Annotated in this window: 14 protein-coding genes and 3 tRNA genes; 15 read left to right on the top strand and 2 right to left on the bottom strand. The window is 41.2% G+C overall.

The window, feature by feature from the left end:
• The first annotated feature begins 94 nt into the window (after positions 1-94).
• The gene (locus H5181_RS19650) at positions 95-361 is read left to right on the top strand and encodes a toxin-antitoxin system YwqK family antitoxin (protein WP_182751822.1); all 267 of its coding nucleotides are present in this window, start codon (positions 95-97) and stop codon (positions 359-361) included.
• Positions 336-995 (top strand): SCO family protein, encoded by a 660-nt coding sequence (locus H5181_RS19645; RefSeq protein WP_243638301.1) that lies wholly within the window; start codon positions 336-338, stop codon positions 993-995. The genes H5181_RS19650 and H5181_RS19645 overlap by 26 nt, the downstream gene beginning before the upstream one ends.
• A 222-nt stretch (positions 996-1,217) precedes the next feature.
• On the opposite strand, the gene H5181_RS19640 is transcribed toward H5181_RS19645, so the two are convergent.
• Both H5181_RS19640 and H5181_RS19635 read right to left on the bottom strand, forming a co-directional pair.
• Positions 1,218-3,089 (bottom strand): methyl-accepting chemotaxis protein, encoded by a 1,872-nt coding sequence (locus H5181_RS19640; protein ID WP_182751821.1) that lies wholly within the window; start codon positions 3,087-3,089, stop codon positions 1,218-1,220.
• A 579-nt stretch (positions 3,090-3,668) separates the two neighbouring features.
• Positions 3,669-4,580 (bottom strand): LysR substrate-binding domain-containing protein, encoded by a 912-nt coding sequence (locus H5181_RS19635; RefSeq protein ID WP_182751824.1) that lies wholly within the window; start codon positions 4,578-4,580, stop codon positions 3,669-3,671.
• A 106-nt stretch (positions 4,581-4,686) separates the two neighbouring features.
• Between H5181_RS19635 and H5181_RS19630 the strand changes: the two genes are divergently transcribed.
• The 13 genes from H5181_RS19630 to H5181_RS19570 all read left to right on the top strand — a co-directional run bounded on the left by H5181_RS19630 (position 4,687) and on the right by H5181_RS19570 (position 19,866).
• On the top strand, positions 4,687-5,124 hold the full coding sequence (locus H5181_RS19630; protein WP_182751820.1) for a CidA/LrgA family protein: 438 nt from the start codon (positions 4,687-4,689) through the stop codon (positions 5,122-5,124).
• A gap of 36 nt (positions 5,125-5,160) precedes the next feature.
• Positions 5,161-5,850 carry an LrgB family protein gene (locus H5181_RS19625; protein WP_182751819.1) on the top strand — a complete coding sequence of 230 codons (690 nt, stop codon included), beginning with the start codon at positions 5,161-5,163 and terminating at the stop codon, positions 5,848-5,850.
• A 757-nt stretch (positions 5,851-6,607) separates the two neighbouring features.
• The gene (locus H5181_RS19620) at positions 6,608-7,903 is read left to right on the top strand and encodes a carbohydrate porin (protein ID WP_182751818.1); all 1,296 of its coding nucleotides are present in this window, start codon (positions 6,608-6,610) and stop codon (positions 7,901-7,903) included.
• A gap of 478 nt (positions 7,904-8,381) precedes the next feature.
• Positions 8,382-10,973 carry a phosphoenolpyruvate--protein phosphotransferase gene (gene ptsP / locus H5181_RS19615; protein ID WP_220491846.1) on the top strand — a complete coding sequence of 864 codons (2,592 nt, stop codon included), beginning with the start codon at positions 8,382-8,384 and terminating at the stop codon, positions 10,971-10,973.
• A gap of 37 nt (positions 10,974-11,010) precedes the next feature.
• Positions 11,011-12,762 (top strand): PTS glucose transporter subunit IIBC, encoded by a 1,752-nt coding sequence (gene ptsG / locus H5181_RS19610; RefSeq protein WP_123882893.1) that lies wholly within the window; start codon positions 11,011-11,013, stop codon positions 12,760-12,762.
• Between the two features lie 421 nt (positions 12,763-13,183).
• Positions 13,184-15,019, top strand: coding sequence for a PKD domain-containing protein (locus tag H5181_RS19605; RefSeq protein ID WP_123882891.1), 1,836 nt, complete (start codon positions 13,184-13,186; stop codon positions 15,017-15,019).
• A 510-nt stretch (positions 15,020-15,529) separates the two neighbouring features.
• Positions 15,530-15,949, top strand: coding sequence for a secondary thiamine-phosphate synthase enzyme YjbQ (locus tag H5181_RS19600; protein ID WP_011638099.1), 420 nt, complete (start codon positions 15,530-15,532; stop codon positions 15,947-15,949).
• A gap of 250 nt (positions 15,950-16,199) precedes the next feature.
• Positions 16,200-16,844 carry a UvrY/SirA/GacA family response regulator transcription factor gene (uvrY, locus tag H5181_RS19595; RefSeq protein WP_011638098.1) on the top strand — a complete coding sequence of 215 codons (645 nt, stop codon included), beginning with the start codon at positions 16,200-16,202 and terminating at the stop codon, positions 16,842-16,844.
• 44 nt (positions 16,845-16,888) lie between these two features.
• Complete coding sequence (uvrC, locus tag H5181_RS19590) at positions 16,889-18,721, top strand: excinuclease ABC subunit UvrC (RefSeq protein ID WP_182751817.1); 1,833 nt, start codon at positions 16,889-16,891, stop codon at positions 18,719-18,721.
• Between the two features lie 44 nt (positions 18,722-18,765).
• Complete coding sequence (pgsA, locus tag H5181_RS19585; protein WP_011638096.1) at positions 18,766-19,314, top strand: CDP-diacylglycerol--glycerol-3-phosphate 3-phosphatidyltransferase; 549 nt, start codon at positions 18,766-18,768, stop codon at positions 19,312-19,314.
• 226 nt (positions 19,315-19,540) lie between these two features.
• Positions 19,541-19,616, top strand: a tRNA-Gly gene (locus H5181_RS19580).
• Positions 19,617-19,657: 41 nt separating this feature from the next.
• Positions 19,658-19,731: transfer RNA gene (locus tag H5181_RS19575), tRNA-Cys, on the top strand.
• Between the two features lie 49 nt (positions 19,732-19,780).
• A tRNA-Leu gene (locus H5181_RS19570) sits at positions 19,781-19,866 on the top strand.
• The last annotated feature ends 599 nt before the right edge of the window (positions 19,867-20,465 follow it).

Here is a 20,465-nt window from a genome sequence, read left to right as displayed (position 1 = left end):
GCATTTACTCGTGGTAATTTTTGTTTGGCGATAAATTTGATCACCAAATGCCATGAATGTTCCCACCTAATTTAAAATATCTTATTGTTCCTGTTTGTTATTTCATGGGGATTCGTCAGGCTCAGAGTCTATTTACCTGCAAGGTAAAGTGAACGGTGTATCCCTGCAGTGGTATGCAACGGGTGAATTGTTTAAAAAGATGAATTACGAAAATGGACTCGAAGTTGGACTGCAGCAAGCATGGCGTCGCAACGGTAAGCTTTATAATAATTATCAATATATTAACGGCCGAGTATTTGGCCTTAAACGTGCAAATATGTGTGTAGGATTAGAAGATGAAAATGTTATTGAATCTGATTAGAGTATTCGCAGTGGTGTTCATTATGCCTGCAATGGCAGTACCGCATGGTGAGCAAGAACTGGCTGAACTACCTTATTATGGCAGTGCTGAATTTACCCCACATTGGTTTAAATCTGATAGCCCAGAGCTTGCTGATTTTCATCAAGTTCCAGAATTTAGCTTTACCGATCAACAGGGCGAATCAGTGACTCTGGATACGGTAAAAGATAAAATTTATGTGGCGAGTTTTTTCTTTACCAGTTGCCCAGGCATTTGCCCGCGCATGCGCTCACAATTGTCTAAAGTGCAAAGCGAGTTTTTGAACGATGATGATGTCATTATCATTTCTCACTCTATACAACCAGGTAACGATACGGTCGAAGTACTGCAGCAATATGCACAGAAGAATGGTATTGAAGCCCAAAAGTGGCATTTAGTGACTGGCGAACGAGAACAGATTTATGCATTAGCGCGCAATGCTTATTTTGCGAATGAAGACTTAGGTGAGTTTGTGAGTAATGAAGATTTTTTACATACCGAAAACTTAGTGTTAGTCGATAAAAACAGGCATATTCGCGGTATTTATAATGGCCTAAATAATACCTCAGTGACCAATTTAATTACTGATATGAAGTTACTCATGAGTACTCAGTAATGTAATACCATATCACTTTTTCTGCTAAGTATGTGCAGCACATGCTTAGCTGATAGTGATGTATTGTTTAATAGCTTTTCTCTTTGTATTATTTATTGCTTTCATTATTGTTATGTTGATGTTTAAGGCAAACCTTTAGGGTAAAAACTGACGCGTTTTTACCTCCAAAGATTTACATTGATAACATCAACTGAGCAGGTATTTCTACCTGCCAATAAGCCCTTACAAAATGAAAGTAGCGACTTTATCACTCAGATCGGTTGCACGGCCTTTGAGCATTTTTGCTTGGTCTAAATGAGTCATTGCAGATGAGGTTATCTCATCGGTGACATCTTTAATCGCCACTGTATTTTTAGTGATTTCGTTAGTGACTTGCGTTTGCTCTTCTGCTGCTATGGCTATTTGTCCGGCCATATCCGAAATCACATTTACTGCTTGAGTGATCTCTTCTAGAGCTTGCGCTGCAGCGTTAACATCATCAACACTATTATTCGCTAACGCTTTACTGCTATCCATCAAGCTAACGGCTTGTTTCGTCGTATTTTGCAACGTCTCAATGGTGGTGTAAATCTCAGCAGTAGAGTCTTGTGTTCGGCGCGATAGCACTCGAACTTCATCTGCAACTACGGCAAAGCCACGACCTTGCTCGCCAGCACGTGCTGCCTCAATGGCCGCATTTAATGCCAATAAATTAGTTTGTTCTGCAATTCCCTGAATAGTAGTAAGAATGCTAGAAATAGCTTGTGCATGTCGACTTAACTCGCCAATCACTGTGGTTGTTTCATCGATCTCTGATGCCAATGAATTAATGGTTGTACGAGTTTTATCAACCAACCCTTTCCCTTGGCTACTGCTTTGGGCTGATTGTTGCGCTGCCGCAGCGGTACTTTCAGCATTGGCTGCAATTTCATGGGTCGCGCTCGACATTTCAGTGACGGCAGTGGCCACCATTGCCACTTCCTGTTGCTGGCGTTGTAACTCTTCAACTGTTGTTTGATTGGTAAGCAAACTATGCTCTGCATCTACATCTAGTTCGGTCGCCAGTTGACGTATATGACTGATCAGCTGATGTTGACTACTCACAAAACGGTTAAAACTGTTTGCTAACATGCCTACTTCGTCTTGACTGTCGACTGTAATACGTTGAGTTAAGTCACCATTGCCGTCTGCTATGCGTGATAGGGCTTGTGATACTCGGCTTAATGGCCCAAGTAAAAGACTTAACAGCCATGAAATAGATAACACACTGATAATCAATACTAATAATGCTAATCCTAATTGAGTTAGCATTAAATTAGTCAGTGGAGCCTCTAATGTTTGCTTATCTAGTACAAAAACGAGTTGCCAATCTGTGTTTGGAATTTCTTCGCTCCATAACAGCTTGTCTCTGCCTTCAGTATCAAAATAGACTGGCGTCAATTGCTTTGTCTGGCGACTCAATTGAATTTTTTGGCTGTTTAATTGAGCGTCAATGTCGGTAATTTTACCCATTAACTTGCGTGAGTCTTTGTAAGCAATGACAGTACCGTCTTTATGCATCATGATGGCATAACCGTTAGCCGGTAGTGACATATCGTTGATGCTATCGACTAAACTGCTAATTGATACATCGCCACCGACTACCCCATTACGAGTCGGTTGTGCCATCGTCACCACTAATATATTAAAAGCGACATCAAGATAAGGTTTGGTAAGAATTGCTCTACGAGCTTGCTGCGCTTGATGGTACCAAGGACGAGTTCTTGGATCGTAATTGGTACGGTCAACACTTGGATCTGAGTCGACCATTGCGCCATTACTGTTACCGAAATAGGTCAGCTGAAAATCTCCGGAGATTTGTGCTTGCTGCAATGCATTTAGCGTATCGCCTTCGACTTTAGTGGCTACAGAGGTGATAACTCGCTGTCGATCCGCTAACCATCCTTCAATTCGCAACGCTTGCTGCTTACCAAGTTGACTTACTTGATAGACACTACTTTCTAATAGTAAGTTTTTTTGGCTGGAATAGCTTTGCCACGATAAAAGTACAATGACAACCGTGAGAGCGAGAACAACCGATAATAATATCTTTTTCTTTAGTGAATATGAATTCATATGGAGTGCTACCACTACTATTTTGTTGAATGGGAATACGTATATAAATACAACTGTTTTCAGCTGAACTTAGAGTATGAGTGAGGATAGAAAGAGCACCTCAATATGTGATTATTTTCTCATACATCATAAAAAAACAAAATGATAATCAAAGTTTTACGCAGTGTAGTCGCTGTGATGATATCGGTTTGTTATATTAATTGATTAAGAATGCTTATTAATGATTAGGTTATCATTCAATGTAATTTATTGTGTGCAAAAATTAACAGTAGTGATGCCATTTGTTTCTAAAGTGTTTGGGTTTGATTACTATTGTAAAGCCTAATTAAGCTGTACATATTTAATGAAAGGTAAAATGCAATGACACAATGATTTTTTACACTTCAATATTGATTACATCGTCATATTTACCAAACTAGAACCGATTTATTTTTAAATTCACTCACAGCGATATTTTTGATTATTAGTTAGTTCTCATCAATGTATTACCGCAACGGTTATTTAGCGATTTTACTGTATTAGATTAAAAATGATTTGTTTGGTTTTAGTGGCTAATGCTGCATAAATTGTAACACTGGTTTATTCGTTTCGAGGTTTGTTTTCTAGCTGACTTAAATGCTGCTTAATAAGCTTTATCATTGCTTGAGCCGCAAATGATAAATGTTTCTGTTTACGCCAAAACAATGATAACTCCCAGCGTAAATCTTCACTGGCTAAAGGAATATTAACAACCGCTTCGACCCGGTAACGTTCGGCAATAATTTTGGGCAGTATCATTACTCCAGAGCCCGCCGCTACAAGTGCAATCCCAAAGTCAGCATGACTGACTCGAGTGATATTTTGGGGTTTAAATCCCGCTTTGGCACAAGCTTCAAGCACTAGCTCATATAAGGCGTATTCTGGTTCAAACATCACTTGAGCCAATTGCTCAAGCTCACTTAACTGTAACGTTTCTTTACTCGCGAGCTTATGCCCTGCGGGTAATACAACCACCATTGATTCATTGCGAATACGAATACCACAAAACTCATCATCAAAATCAATAATCCCTGTCGCAAGTTCTATTTCATCTTTGTGTAAGGCAGCAGTTTGCTCTATACCGCCGCGCACCAATAATTGCAGCTCAATACTAGGATATTGTTGTCTAAATTGAGCTATCACAGGAGCAAATAACTCTGCACTGCCTAATGGGGCTAACCCCAATTTTAGTGAACCACCACTTAAATTACGTAAACTGTCGAGTTCAGCCATCATAAGTTGGCGGCCTTCCATTAACTTTGATGCATGGTGATAAACCACTTTCCCAGCTTCAGTTAGCCTGATTTGCGAACCACGTTTTCCGCGTTCTAGCAATATCATATCAAGCTCGTCTTCCAGTAGGCGTATCGCCTTTGAGAGGGCCGGTTGAGTCACAAATGCCGAATGACAAGCTTTGGCGAAGCCGCCAGCATTAACAACCTCTGTGAAATAGTGCAGTGCTTTAAGATCCAATGTCATAACCAAAAGTGATGTAATCAATCATTAATATTCATTTTTTTTATCAATTAAGCAAGGGTAAACTCTGCATATCAACTAAATAACCATTGTGTGAAACCAAATGTTATCTCTATTCACTGGTCATAGTGCCTTTTTAAAGTGCAAAACAACCTTAATCATCCAAGTCAGCGGCCTATGTATTTTTGCTTGGTTGTGTCAGTGGGTTGCTTATTCTGTTCATTCGATTATTCCAGGAAGCGTGATTGGCCTCGGCGTATTGTTGATATTATTGTCTTGCCGATGGATCCCAGAGAAAGTCGTCAAACAAGGTTCGAGCTGGTTAATTGGCGATTTATTGTTGTTTTTTATTCCTCCAGTTGTTGCCATTACCAAATATGAGTCATTGCTGGAAAGTTATGGTGCAGAGTTGATTGTGTGCATGTTATTGGCCAGTGCCAGCGTATTAGTTGGTACCGCTTTTATTGTTGACAAGTTATTTAAGTTTGAACGTAAACAACGCCTAAACAGCATTTCGTTGCAGCGTTCACTGCTTAAATAAAAACGCCTTAACATTGGATAAAATGGATACCCCAAAATGAATGGTTCACTATTAGGCATTTTCTGTTTATTACTTACCTTGGCAGGATATTACATCAGCAAGCGGCTTTATTTACGCCAACAACGTGTTTGGTTTGCCCCTATTATCTTGGCGCCAACTATCATTTTGTCGACTGTGGTTATATTTCAAATTCCATTAGTCGACTACTTTCAGTTTACTCATTGGCTACCTGCTTTGCTGGCCCCTGCCACTATTGCATTTGCGGTACCCATTTATCGAGAACGGGCACTCATTAAACGTTATCCGTTAACCATAAGTGTTGGCGTAGTATCTGGATTATGTTTGGGTGTTGGATCTTCATGGTTGATTATCCATTTCACCAATATGCCGTCAGAGCTGTCCCACAGTTTAATTGTTAGATCGGTATCAACCCCGTTTGCTATTGAAGCAACAGGTGCATTTGGCGGCATACCTGAATTAACCGCAATGTTGGTATTGGTAACAGGTATTATGGGAATGTTGATTTGTGAGCCCCTTTTTAAAGCCGCCAACATAAAAAGCAGTTTAGCGAGGGGGATTTCTCTCGGTGCGTCTGCACACGGCGCTGGAGCTGCTAAAGCAAATCAAATGGGGCGGGAGGAAGGTGTTATTGCTAGCTTAACCATGATTTTTACTGGTATTGCCATGGTTATCACTGCGCCTTTATTTGCGTTACTGTTTAATTAATCTCATATCTGCTTCGCCAAATTTTTACGCGATAAAGACTCTACCTTTCGATACAAATGTAGAGTCTTTGTTCACTCGTGACAGTGTTGGAGTGCAATTTTATATACATTATGGCGCAATGTTGATGTTATTAGCATCTTCAAAAACGAATCAAATCGCTAGATGAACCTACTCAGATGGTTGCTTTTATTACCTATGCTGGTGAGTTAATCGCCCATGTTAATCAGTCGATATCGTCCGCAATAAGAACACTAAAACCCACACTTTGGCATGATGATATGGCCTCAGATGTAAGGTTGCGCTTTATTATTTGTAAGTGGTATTCCTAACCGCAAACTCGCTATTACTCCATCGCTCCATTACTCCATCTTACTTATTAGTCCGTGTTCATATTGGACTATATCGTCTTACTAGCACCTGTCACTCCTGCCAAGTGAGTTTTCTGCCAACGCATCCATTGTCCGCAATCCTGTATATCTATGTGCTCCCACTAGAATCTATATTGCGTTAGAAACACTGTTTGTTATGCAAACTAAAAGCCAACTAAATTCAGGCATGTCTGAAAGAACAGTGGCAATTTTCAACATGAGATCACGCGCTCATATTCAACACATTCAGATTGGCGTGTAAATTTATTACTGTATTCTCGTTTTGTAATTACTATTTTTTTAAACAAAATAACGATTTTGCTATATCAAATAGTGCATTTATTTTTGACGATGCATTGCGCTTTCCAATTGACTAAAAGAAGTATTCAATGAAAAGTATAAATTCTCTCACAACAGCCTCAGTGTTGTTACTTATTTGCAGTAGTTCAGTACAAGCCGACAATTTCTCCGCGGATAACTATTTGTTCGGTGATATTGGTGGTATTCGTAGCAAGATTCATAATGCCGGTATCGACGTTAGCTTAGGTTATACCTTCGAAACCGGAGGTAACTTAACAGGTGGACAACATCATGCAACTAGTTATGCCGATCAAACCGTTCTTGGTGTTAACTTCGATCTTGAAAAATTATTAGACTTGTCCGATGCCAACTTCCACTTTGCACTGACCAATAGAGGTGGGCAAAGCCAGAATATTAATGATAAAGCTGAAATCGGCCAGTTAATGCAATCGATAGAAGTGTTTGGCCGCGGTAGGGTGACCCGTATTTCTGAGTTTTATTATGAGCAAAAACTGCTTAGTGACGACCTCAATATTAAGTTAGGCCGTATGAATGTTGGTGCTGAATTTGGCGCTTTCCAATGCGAATTTGCTTATCTTGGATTCTGTGGTTCCCAATTCGGTAATGTTAATTCTACGGTTTACAACTGGCCTATTAGCCAATGGGCGGGTGTTGTCAAGTATCATCTAGCGCCAGAATGGTATGTAAAGACCGGGGTTTACCAAATGAACCCAAGCTGGCTTAAAAATAGTCAGAATCTTAATTTAGGCAGTCCTCATGGCACTCTGGGAATGACGATTCCTGTAGAGCTTGCTTGGATGCCTAACCTCAATTACTTACCCGGTACTTATAAACTGGGTTATTGGCATGATACCGTTGGCGGTGATGATCTTTACTACAATCAAGATGGTAATCCCTTGATGATTGATGGTGGTAAAGCACGTCATCATGACAGTAAAGATGGCGCTTATTTTGTTGCAGAGCAACAGGTTACTGCTGTAGATGGTGATTCTGCCCGCGGTCTTAGTGTGTTTCTTATGGGGACGTTAAACGATCAAGATATCACTACTGTTGATAAATCATTGGCATTAGGCGTGAGCTATCAAGGTCCATTTGCTGCTCGTCCGACAGATAAATGGGGCTTAGCCGCTAAATACCTGCATGTGAATGATAGCTTGGCTGATAGCGCCCAACTTTATAATGACAATAATGCTCTTTATACGCCAATTCAGGAAACAGAGACGGTCGTTGCTAGCTATTACAAATTTCAAGTGACTAAGTATTCTGCTATTCGTCCTGAAATTCAGTACATACATAATCCAGGTGGTATCAGCGAGAATAATGATGCATGGGTTGTCACTCTCAAAGGTGATATTGCATTTTAACTAAAGCTGAAATACAACATGTACTCTAAAACAACTTAAATTAACGCTAATGTAAGTAGACAGTTATATTACATGTTTTAGATTCGATTATAGATGAATAAATGCCAGGTTAAATACAGAGGTAACTTTTTTCAATCTGTACTGGTAATTGTTAACGTTTTGGGGTATTGGTAACAATTAAGTAATTTTGTTACCAATATCATATCTTGAAGATCTGGTTGGGACATCACATCTTACCTTTGGTAAGTTAGTGCCAGATCACTAAGGTATTCACCTAAAGAGTATCGTTGTCCCTACGCATTAAGGAGTGGTAATCGTTGGTCTCCTTAAAGACGTTCATTTAGTTGTGCTAATAGTCAGATTGATAAGGGAGTAGTGGGTAATAATGTAAGCAGCAGCTTTTCATTTTTACTATTTTCACTGCAAAAAATAAAAATACATTAATATTATGCAGTTAAGTGTTTAATTCGGAGTTCCAATGAATAAGAAAACTTCAACCACAATTCAGTTGCTGGCCCCTTTTACGGGGGTGTGCTGTCCACTGAGTCAGGTTCCTGATGCCGCATTTTCCCAAAAGATGGTGGGTGATGGATTAGCGATAGACCCTACTGAAAACATTCTTCACGCTCCATGTGACGCCACCGTTACTCAAATACATCCTTCTAAGCATGCCGTGACTTTATTAACGGCGACAGGCATCGAAATTCTGCTTCATATAGGTGTAGATACCGTTAAATTGAAAGGCGAAGGATTTACGGCATTAGTGAAAGTGGGTGATGCTGTAAAAGCTAAAACGCCACTGATTGAGCTGGATTTAGATAAAGTGGGCTGCGGTGTAAAAAGTTTGCGTACCGTCATACTGCTCACGGATATGAGCAGAATTATTACGTTAACACCAACGACTGAACAATTTGTCAACGCGGGCGATCTGTTATTTAGTACAGAGGTATCAGCGGCAACTCGTGCTGTAATAAAGTCAGATGACATGGTTAGCTCTGCGCCAATAGTGGTTATTAATCCAACCGGTATTCATGCTCGGCCTGCTGCAGCCATTGTCACTGCGATTAAAGCATTTGACTGTGACGTGATGATTGATAAAGCAGGCAAGCAAGCAAATGCTCGTAGTGTGGTTGGTCTTATGGGGTTAGACATCGCTTTTGGTGAGCAGATTGTTATTCTCGCTAAAGGTAAAGATCAGCAAGCAGCAATAGCAGCATTATCAGAGGCGATAAGCACAGGTTTAGGTGAAGAGGGCGCCGATGCTTCACTTGTGACTAAGAATGTTGAAAGCGACTTCGATCCTTTTTCTGAACCATCACTACTACTACAAACGAGCCAAGATCCACGTCAGCTTATTGGTGTGGAAGCCTCTCCCGGTCAAGTTAAAGGGCGTTTATATGTGATTAAAGCTGAAGTGCCTAAGTTTGACACTTTTGCCGACGATGCGCAGATTGAACAGCAAACTTTAGACGATGCAATGAAGGTGGCTAATCAAACCTTAGTCGAACTGGTTGAAGAGCTGCATAACAAGGATATGGGGCAAAAAGCCGATATTTTTGTGGCCCACCAAGAGCTAATGTCAGACCCTGATTTGTACGATGATTGTATTATTGAATTACAGCAAGGTAAGTCGGCTCCTTATGCCTGGAGTAAGAGTATTTGCCGCCAAGCGGACAAACTTGCTGGAATGGACAACCCATTACTCGCAGGACGAGCAACAGACCTTATCGACGTTGGTAATCGAGTTTCACGTATTATGGCGGGATTGTCTCAAGATACTATTCCAGCTGAACTCCCTGAAAATAGCATTTTAGTCGCCAAAGATTTAACCCCTTCAGATACTGCCAAACTAAACCCCGCATTTGTTAAAGGCATTTGCACCACTTTAGGAGGGGCATCGAGCCACAGTGCTATTTTAGCTAGAGCAATGGGTATTGCTGCTATGGCTGGTGTTGAAGCTAAGATCATGACCTTGCACGGTACTGAGGTGTTACTCGATACTGCAAAAGGTTATCTATTATTGTCGCCAACTGAAGCTGAAATGGCGCAACTTGATGTGATTAAAAATGCCGCTGAGCAGCAGAAAGCCTTGGCTTTCGCGCACAAAGATGAGACAGCCGTTACCTTAGATGGAGTGCGATTTGAAATTGCCGGCAATATCGCTAAAGTCAGTGATGCCCAGAAATTAGTTGAAATGGGAGGTGAAGCGGTTGGTTTATTGCGTTCTGAATTCCTTTATCAAGACCAATCAGTTGCACCTTCTGAGGATGATCAGGAACAAGTCTATCGTGCGGTACTGCAAACGTTAGGACTGCGTCCTTTAGTTGTACGTACGTTAGATGTAGGAGGAGATAAGCCGTTAGCCTATTTACCTTTGCCTAAAGAAGATAATCCATTCCTCGGTGAACGTGGTATCCGTGTTGGTTTAGATAAGCCTGCAGTATTACGACAACAAGTTCGCGCACTATTGAAAGCGGCTGATGCAGGAAACTTACGCATTATGTTCCCTATGGTAGCGTCTTTGTTTGAGCTTAAGTTGGCCAAACAAGTCGTTAAAGAAGAAGCCGAAAAATTGGCTATCGATATTAGTGGGATCCAAATTGGCATCATGATTGAAGTGCCATCGGCTGCCGTGATGGCTGATGTGTTAGCCGAACATGTCGACTTTTTCTCCATTGGTACTAATGATTTGACTCAATATACCTTAGCGATTGATCGTGGACACCCTAAGTTAGCCGCCATTGCTGATGGATTGCATCCTGCTGTATTACGCCTGATCGATATGACGGTTAAGGCCGCGCATGCCAAAGGTAAATGGGCTGGCATTTGTGGTGGATTGGCCGGCGAAAAAGATGCTGTGCCTATTTTGGTCGGCTTAGGTATTGATGAACTGTCTGTGAGTGTGCCTTCCATTCCAGAAGTGAAGCATCAAGTGCGTCATTTAAATCAGCAAGCGTGTCAGCTTATCGCTGCTAAAGCGATGAGCTGTGCAGATGCCAAAGATGTTCGAGCATTAATGCGAGATCCTAATACGTTACTTGCCGTTAAAGGCGATATTGAAAAACGTTGATCACTTGGTAATCTATTAAAATTTCTAAGGTTGTATTATGACATCTAAAACAATAACAGCAGCTAAACCGAAGAAGGCTATGATGAGTGGCGCATTTTCGGTTTTACAAAAAGTGGGCAAATCGGTCATGTTGCCGGTTTCCGTATTACCCGTAGCGGGTATCTTATTAGGCGTTGGGAGCGCGGGTTTTAGTGTGCTCCCCGATATCGTCAATGTGTTAATGGTACAAGCGGGCGAAGCCATTTTTAGCAATATGGGATTGCTATTCGCGATAGGTATCGCGTTAGGATTTGCTAAAAATGATGGTGTGGCTGCTATGGCGGCCTTAGTGGGATATGCCATCATGGTTAAAACCATCGGCGTACTTGAACCGGGCACTGATGTGGGCGTGTTTGGCGGTATGATTGCCGGCGCTATTGCTGCAGCGACCTTTAACCGTTTCTTTAAAATTCAATTACCTTCATATCTCGGATTCTTCTCAGGTAAACGAAGTGTGCCTATTATTACTGGTTTTGGAGCGATTTTTGCGGGAGTCATCTTATCGTTCATTTGGCCTCCGATAGGCAATGCTATTGCTGCATTTTCCCATTGGGCGGCATATCAAAACCCAACATTAGCCTTTGGTATTTATGGTGTGGTTGAGCGTTCGTTAATTCCAGCCGGTTTACACCATGTATGGAATGTGCCTTTCTTCTTCGAAGCGGGCAATTGTGTTGACAGTTTAGGTAAGCCTGCAACAGGTGTATTGACGTGTTATTTGCAAGCGGACGATGCGAGTCGAGCTGCTGGTAATGGCTTCGGTCAACTTGCAGGAGGCTATTTGTTTAAAATGTTTGGTTTACCTGCAGCTGCAATGGCGATTTGGCATACTGCCCGTCCAGAAAATCGTGTCATGGTCGGTAGTATCATGATTTCGGCAGCGTTAACTGCATTCTTAACCGGAATTACTGAACCTATCGAGTTTGCATTTTTATTTGCTGCACCTTTACTTTATGTTGTACACGCGCTGATGGCTGGTTTTGCTTATGTGCTTGTCAATATGCTGGGTGTGGTTCATGGAACTTCTTTCTCTCATGGCTTAATCGATTTTCTTGTTCTTTCGGGGAATTCGCAAAAAATCTGGCTACTGGTGGTGCTAGGTCTCATTTATGCGGCGTTGTATTACGTAGTGTTCAGATTCTTAATTTTGAAGTTCGACTTGAAAACGCCAGGGCGGATGGATGTCGAATTAGAGATCGTTTCATCAGAAGGGACAGAAAGAGCGCGTAACTTTATCGAAGCCTTCGGCGGACCAGAGAATCTGGTCAATGTGGATTCTTGTATTACCCGCTTACGGATGGATGTGCGCGATACCAGTAAAGTGGATCAGGCTAGATTGAAGCAGTTAGGCGCCAGTGGCGTATTGATTTCGGGGAATGCAGTACAAGCCATTGTCGGGACTATCGCCGAAGTGTCACGTACCGAAATTGATGAAATGCTCGCGTCGGGTGGTTATCTTGCCGCTACTCCCACGCCTGTAATAGCAACAGCAACGGTTAACATTTCAGCAAAAGATCGCGAGCAAGCTCAAGCCATCCTGCCACTATTGGGTGACGTGAGTTCATGTCGTGCTATTGCTGATAATCGTTTACGCTTAGAAGTGAAAGATGCCAGTCTATTAGACAGTACCGCCCTTCAAGCCCATGGCATTGAAGCTATGTTGGTTTTAAATCCGAACTTGGTTCATTTAATTTTTAGTATGAATACAGCAGGACTAGCCAGCGTGTTAAATGAGACTTTTGCCGACTGAAGCTGTTAAGAAGAGGTGATGCAGTCAGATATATGAGTATTACAATATAGGATGACAGTATTTACCACATGCTGAATAGCTAACAATTGAAGTTGGAAAGGCTTTTTAGGAAAGTGTCCGATTAGCGTTGAAAAGAATAAGCCTCATCAGAAATGATGGGGCTTTTTAATGATTTTAATATGTTCATCATTTTGTGCCTAAAGTGGATGCTTATAAGGTCTCGATTCATCCTCGACATAATGAAAAAACTTAAGTATATGTTTTTATGTTAGTTAACCTTTGTTTTCATTTTCATTTTTTGTTGTCGAAAATAAACCTTGGTGATAGTATTCTTTGTTGTTAACTAAAAATACTCATATTTGCAACAATTTGATTCACTAATCACTAATAATTTAAAATCAAAAAAAGATAAGGATATACAGTGAAATTACATAGGATAGTAACATTAACCACATTACTGGGTTTAACAGCATGTGGTGGTGGAAATGACAGTAGCTCAGATCAAGCCCCATTGACACCGCCCCCGCCTCCGCCGGAAAATATTATTCCGGTTGCTAACATTGCCTCTCTTTCATCAGTAATTTCTTTGACCGAAGTACAATTAAATGGCAGTGCCAGCGTGGATTCCGATGGCCAAATCCAAAGCTATCAATGGCTACAAATTGACAATGGCGCGCCCACGGTTGCGCTTTCTGATGCTACGCAATCTGTAACAGGCTTTATTGCACCTGAAGTACAACAAGATACCGAATTTAGTTTCCAACTGACTGTTACCGATAATGAAGGTGCAACAAACAGCGTTGAAACCCGACTAACTGTATTACCTATCCCTTTACAACAAGGGCATCAGGGGAGAGTGATTGATGGGTATTTAATGGGTGCTACGGTATGGTTAGATATTAACAATAACGGTGTGTTTGATGAAGATGAGCCAAATGATGTCACCGATGCCGGCGGAGAGTATTCGTTGAAATATAATGCCGAGCAACAAGTTTGTGCCACTTTAGTACCGGTAAGAGTAGATGTTCCTGTTGGCGCAATTGATGAAACCGAAGGCGTGGTTACCTCTGCTTATCAACTTATTTATCCTCCGCTTTATGGACAGTTTAATCCTGAACAAGCCGCATATATTACGCCATTAACGTCGGCAGTTTGGGACATGTTATCTTCATCTCCTACGGTTAACAGTACAAACGCAATGGATAGAAATGCCGAGGTTCTTCAAGCTAGTTGTCAACAGCTCATTGACAATCCTCAAAGCCAACTGAATTATGCTTCGCTTATTAATGAAGCCATTGATGATTTTACTCGAAAATCTAACATATCGATTGATGATCTATTCAGCGACTTTATTGAAAATGGGAATCAAGCATTGCAACAGACGGCGCGCCGTTATGTGACGGGGTTAAGCTTAAGTTTGAAGAAGAAAGCTGAACTGTTAACTAATGATGCCTACAAGGACGCGAGTTATATCCGAGTTATTCATTATCTAGATAAAGCACCTGCAGCAGAACAGCTTACTGAAAATGTCTGGTACCGAGATATCGTTGTTTTCTACCCTGACGATAGTCAATTTTTCTCAGAGTCGGCAAGAATGATAAGCGATGATAATGGCGACGTAACTGATGCCGTTCTATATGTCTATTATCGCCGTCATAACAACGCATTTTCATGGGGTGATAATGGCAGGTACATCGCTAGTTATGATGAGCGAAATACCGCTGATGGTCAGTTAGAGACTTGTTTTAATAACGAAAGTATTATGGTTACTCATGACGTCGAACTCGTACCGGTACAATTTACACTAAGCAATACCTACTCAACAGATACTGGTGAGTGTCAATTCACGGCCGATATTTTTACTCAAGCTTATGAGCGTGTTTATTACGTTGATTATAGCGAAAACAATATTAATTATCTTATGCAGTTTTCACAATTTAAAACTAATGGAGCGTTTGCAACGCTTAATGATTGGGTTAATTTACAAGACCGTTCTGCAGAATATTCAACCACAGAGTTAGTCACTTTATTAACTGATTATGGTTATACATTTACAGATGATACTGGTTTACAGGATGCTGACTTTAGCTGGTACAAACGTAAAACTGACGACTCTCAAGAACATAGGGTAACCACCGAGAAAAACTATGATGCAAGTACTGGGATGATTAGTTGGACCCAGTTAACTGAGCAAAGTAATAATACTAATATTAAGCAGTGCAGTAAGGATGGTATTACTTGGGGAGCATGTACGTAGCAATCATTTTGCTAATGCATTAATCAGATTTTGAAGCCCTTACATCAATAAAGATGTAAGGGCTTTATTATTTGCCGTTGGTGCAATTTTTTTGTATATATGTCAGTGCTATAAACTTGTGACAGTATATTTATGCCGTTGCTTTTGGCGTTATTGGTAGCTGATTTTAAATTTATTATTATCATATTGTTTTTATTGTATTCAGCACTTGGGCGTACCCGCGCTATGCTGCTGTGTATTGAAATACAATCACTCACAATCGTGACGTTTACTCCACTTTTAGAGTTAAGGCTCAAAACATCTGTTTTAGTGGTAAATATTGATGTTACTATTTATTGGGCGCTTGTTCGGTAAAGGGTAGGTAAATTGCGTGAAAATCAATGCAAGATGATTCAAACGTAACCCTAATCAGGTGTATAATTTACTATCATTCCGCCAAAAGTATTGTCGATGATAAGCTACATAATTGCTGATCTACCTGCAAATGTCGTTTAAAGAAGGATTTATTTGATGTGGTTACAACGAGAGATGACACTTAATCCGAAGCAGCGTGGATTTCATTTAATTACTGATGAAGTGATAGCGCGGCTGCCAGAGCTAAGAGGTATCAATGTTGGCTTATTGCATGTATTTATTCAGCATACTTCTGCATCGCTTGCGATAAACGAAAATGCTGATCCTACGGTCCGTGGTGATTTGGAGCGACATTTTAATGTACTTGCACCAGAAGGTGCACCATACTTTCAGCATACTTATGAAGGCGCGGATGATATGCCTGCTCATATCAAGTCGACCTTGATTGGTTCTAGCCAGTCTATTCCGATTACCAATGGACGTTTGAACTTGGGTATTTGGCAAGGTTTATATTTATGTGAACATCGCGACCATACTTCGGCGCGTACTATTATTATCACCTTGCAGGGTGAATGATTTAAAATGGTTAAATTGCAATGCTAAGGTAACAAAGCTGCCTGTTTTATGTTCGATCTTCACGTTAATAATTTACTTTGCTTGTGTCAGTAAATGTAAAGATGCTAAATTCAAGCAGATAAATGAGATGTGTGAAAATATGCAATGTTACCAGTATTTTTTTGCGATAAGATTTTGCATATAAATGTTTTATATATAAAAACGGCCCTAAAATTCAAAATGAATTACGCATAATAATAGGTGGGTTTACGTGATATCTGTATATTTGGTTGACGACCATGAACTCGTGAGAACGGGTATTCGTCGCATTTTGGAAGATGAACGCGGTATTAAAGTCATCGGTGAAGCACCTGATGGAGAAACAGCCGTACAGTGGTCTCGACAGAATGAAGCTGATGTCATTTTAATGGACATGAATATGCCTGGTATGGGGGGATTAGAAGCCACCCGTAAGATTTTACGCTATCAGCCAGACGCTAAAATTATTGTGTTAACCGTACAAACAGAAGACCCTTTTCCGACCAAAGTGATGCAGGCTGGTGCTTCTGGTTACTTAACTAAAGGTTCCACATCACCAGAAGTATTACGAGCCATTACTCAAGTGGCTCGTGGTCAACGTTATTTGTCGCCAGAAATTGCGCAACAAATGGCGCTAAGCCAATTTAACCACTCTGACGAGAATCCATTTAGCAGTTTGTCTGAACGTGAATTGCAAATCATGATGATGATAACCAATGGTGAAAAGGTTAATGATATTTCTGAAAAATTAAATTTAAGCCCTAAAACCGTCAACAGTTATCGTTATCGACTATTTGCGAAACTGGGGATCGGCGGTGACGTTGAGTTGACCCGTTTAGCTATCCGTTACAAAATGCTCGATACAGGTTCATTCTAGTCAGGAATAATGTATTCCTCGCAACGCATTAAGTAGCTTTAATCATGCCAAGTGGTTTTAACGCCAAATCCTTTTTAAAAAATGTTACCTCAGCACCTGGTGTTTATCGAATGTACGATAAGCACCAACAGGTTATTTATGTTGGTAAAGCTAAAGATCTCAAAAAACGTTTAAGCTCGTATTTTAGAGTTAACATCGCCAATGTTAAAACTCAGGCGCTAGTTTCGCATATCGATCATATTGATGTGACCGTTACGCATAGCGAAACTGACGCGTTATTACTCGAAAATGATTACATCAAACAGTACATGCCCAAATACAACGTGCTACTGCGTGATGATAAATCTTATCCATATATTCTGTTGAGCGGCCATAAGCACCCTCGACTTGCTTATCATCGTGGGCCCAAACGTGAAAAAGGCCATTATTTTGGCCCATATCCTAATGGTGGCGCAGTACGTGAAAGTTTGCATTTAATGCAAAAGCTGTTTCCAATCCGTCAATGCGATGACTTATATTATAAATCCAGATCTCGCCCTTGTTTACAGTATCAATTAGATCGTTGCAGTGCGCCTTGCGTGGGGATTGTCAGTGATGATGAATACAGCGAACAGGTCAAATTAGCCGGTTTATTTTTACGCGGAAAAGATAAACAAGTCATATCACAGCTGGTGGCCAAAATGGAAACCGCTGCAATTGATATGGAATACGAGCGAGCTGCGCAGTATCGTGACCAAATTACCGCATTAAGGCGTGTAGCAGAGCAGCAGGAAGTGTCAAATCATAAAGGTGATATGGATGTCATCGGCGTCGATTACGCCTCTGGTATTGCCTGTTTTCACCTACTGTTTATTCGTGATGGTAAAATTTTTGGCAGTCGCAGCTATTATCCTTCCGTACCAGCAGAAACTGAAATTGAAGAAGTGTTGTCATCATTCTTGGGCCAGTTTTACTTAAATGCCGATATTCAGCGCACGATTCCAAAAGAAGTCATCCTCAGTCATCACTTTGACGGTATAACAGAATTACAAGCGTCGATAGAACACGCATTAGATAAAAAGTTTGAGTTGAAAACGCAAGTAAGAGGCGACAGAGCAAATTTTTTACGCCTTGCCATGACCAATGCCAGTAGTGCCGTCGCTACCAAGTTATCGCATAAGAATACCGTAGAACAACGCTTTCAATTACTTGAAGAAGCACTTGAGCTTAATGAACCGATTAAGCGGATGGAATGCTTTGACATTAGTCACACCATGGGCGAAAGCACAGTCGCATCGTGTGTGGTGTTCAATCGTGAAGGGCCACATAAAGCTGATTATCGCCGTTACAACATTACCGGTATTACTGGTGGTGATGATTATGCCGCGATGGAACAAGCTATAAGCCGTCGATTTGATAAAATCGATAACAATGGCAAAGTACCAGATTTAGTTTTCATTGATGGCGGTATTGGCCAGCTAAGAGTGGCGCAAACCATTGTCGATGAAAAGTGTGTCAACATTGATCATCCGCCATTGCTCATTTGCGTAACTAAAGGTGAAGGCCGTAAAGCAGGGCTCGAAACGTTTACCGTTGGTGGTAGTGAGCAAACGTTCGAGGTTGCCAGTGACTCACCTGCATTTCATTTGATGCTACACATTCGCGATGAGTCACATCGCTTTGCGATTACCGGACACCGTAATAAACGTCAAAAAACTCGCAATACTTCTACCCTAGAATCCATCGCAGGTGTGGGCCCTAAAAGACGTAAAGCTTTGTTGCAACATTTAGGCGGAATTCAAGAAGTGAAGGGCGCTAGCGTGGCTGAATTGACAAAAGTACCCGGAATTAGCTTAGAAATGGCACAAACAATTCATGATGCATTGCGAGGGGGCTAAAATTAAGGCAAGATTGGCGCTGCTTCTGACAAATTGGTCTTTTTATGCCGTTTAACTTACCTATTGCACTGACATTATTCCGTATTGCTTTGTTACCCGTATTTATAGCGGTATTCTATTTACCATATCCATGGGCACCATTTGTTTCGGCATTTATTTTCTGGTTGGCCGCTTTGACCGATTGGTTAGACGGTTATGCTGCCCGTAAACTTGGTCAACTAACCCGATTTGGCGCTTTTTTAGATCCAGTAGCAGATAAAGTCATGGTGTCGACAGCATTAGTGCTGTTGGTTCAACAAAATGACAATGTGTACTTAACTTTAGCGGCGTTATTTATGATTGGTCGCGAAATTGTTATTTCAGCCTTGCGTGAATGGATGGCCGAAATAGGCAAACGTGGCGTAGTTGCCGTGTCTTGGATTGGTAAATATAAAACTGCCACGCAAATGATCGCCATTATTGGATTGATTTGGAAACCCACACCTTGGCTAACAGATGTCGCTTATGGCTTGTTTTATATTGCCGCAGCACTGACGTTCTGGTCGATGATGAGTTACATTTCAGCAGCTTGGAAAGATTTAACGGCAGAATAGCGTAATAATAGTTCAATAAGATTATTTAGTGCGCAAACAGTCAAAATTGCGTAAATCAATAATTGACACACGAGGTTAATTCGGTAGAATGCCTCCCCGTAGACAAGTGATGAGTCAGCAACAAGCCTTAGGGTTTTATGTTAACTAACACTATCTACACAGTATTAGTTCGATAGGATAAGTTGAAAAACCATACCTTTCTTACTAATAAGAAAAAGATTTAAATGCGACATTAGCTCAGTTGGTAGAGCGATACCTTGCCAAGGTATAGGTCATCGGTTCGAACCCGATATGTCGCTCCAATTTCTTATCTTATCCGATGGATTTGAATTTGGTTAAAGATGGCGCGATGGCAGAATGGCTATGCTACGGATTGCAAATCCGTCTATCTCGGTTCGACTCCGGGTCGCGCCTCCACAAAATTGCGTTTAATGGTTACTTTAAGTAACGGTTAAAACAACACTTTGCCCGAGTGGTGGAATCGGTAGACACAAGGGATTTAAAATCCCTCGCTGAATAAGCGTGCCGGTTCAAGTCCGGCCTCGGGTACCATTATAATCTCTAGTAATAGAGAGTGGTGTAAAAAGCCTCAACAATAGTTGGGGCTTTTTTACGTCTGAAATTTGATCGTCAATGGTAACAAACGATTACAACGCTGAGAGCGATAAAAGCGAACAAGCCTAGAGACTAGGCGGACTTCGTCCTGCTAGTTCGCTACGCGGCTATAAGAGCGGGTAATTCGGAAAGTCGGTAGGTTCTCTGGCTTAACCCTTAACATAGTGAAACTGTTTGACATGGCCTGCGGCCACTAACGTCGTGGCGCTTCACCCACACCAGAGCAAATGGGTAAAGCGCTTGTACCCCTTTGCAAACCCTCAGCGTTCTGATGTGGTCAACATTTTCTGAACAGCGAAAAGGTCGCGACGGAAATTAATCTAGCTTTTGGCCTCGTCTGAATCCTTCTTCGGTCTTATTCGAAAATGCTAACGCTTCCGATGGTACATCCTGTACCGCGAAAGCTAGCGGGCCATATATGGACGCTCCCGGTGAGTCAAGATAATACTCTGCTTACCCAAAGCTTTTTGGCCTTAGTTTTCTATTCTATTGCTTCATACTTGTCATTGTTTTTGATGCGACTCATTTACCGCTAG

The organism is Shewanella sp. SG44-2, assembly GCF_014164215.1.
Classification (GTDB): domain Bacteria; phylum Pseudomonadota; class Gammaproteobacteria; order Enterobacterales; family Shewanellaceae; genus Shewanella; species Shewanella frigidimarina.
This window is presented reverse-complemented; position numbering and strand designations above follow the sequence as displayed.

Coding starts and splice junctions, on each gene's coding strand:
- H5181_RS19645 (WP_243638301.1), top strand. CDS start 336: ATGAAAATGTTATTGAATCTGATTAGAGTATTCGCAGTGGTGTTCATT.
- H5181_RS19640 (WP_182751821.1), bottom strand. CDS start 3,089: ATGAATTCATATTCACTAAAGAAAAAGATATTATTATCGGTTGTTCTC.
- H5181_RS19630 (WP_182751820.1), top strand. CDS start 4,687: ATGTTATCTCTATTCACTGGTCATAGTGCCTTTTTAAAGTGCAAAACA.
- H5181_RS19625 (WP_182751819.1), top strand. CDS start 5,161: ATGAATGGTTCACTATTAGGCATTTTCTGTTTATTACTTACCTTGGCA.
- H5181_RS19620 (WP_182751818.1), top strand. CDS start 6,608: ATGAAAAGTATAAATTCTCTCACAACAGCCTCAGTGTTGTTACTTATT.
- ptsP (WP_220491846.1), top strand. CDS start 8,382: ATGAATAAGAAAACTTCAACCACAATTCAGTTGCTGGCCCCTTTTACG.
- ptsG (WP_123882893.1), top strand. CDS start 11,011: ATGACATCTAAAACAATAACAGCAGCTAAACCGAAGAAGGCTATGATG.
- H5181_RS19600 (WP_011638099.1), top strand. CDS start 15,530: ATGTGGTTACAACGAGAGATGACACTTAATCCGAAGCAGCGTGGATTT.
- uvrC (WP_182751817.1), top strand. CDS start 16,889: ATGCCAAGTGGTTTTAACGCCAAATCCTTTTTAAAAAATGTTACCTCA.
- pgsA (WP_011638096.1), top strand. CDS start 18,766: ATGCCGTTTAACTTACCTATTGCACTGACATTATTCCGTATTGCTTTG.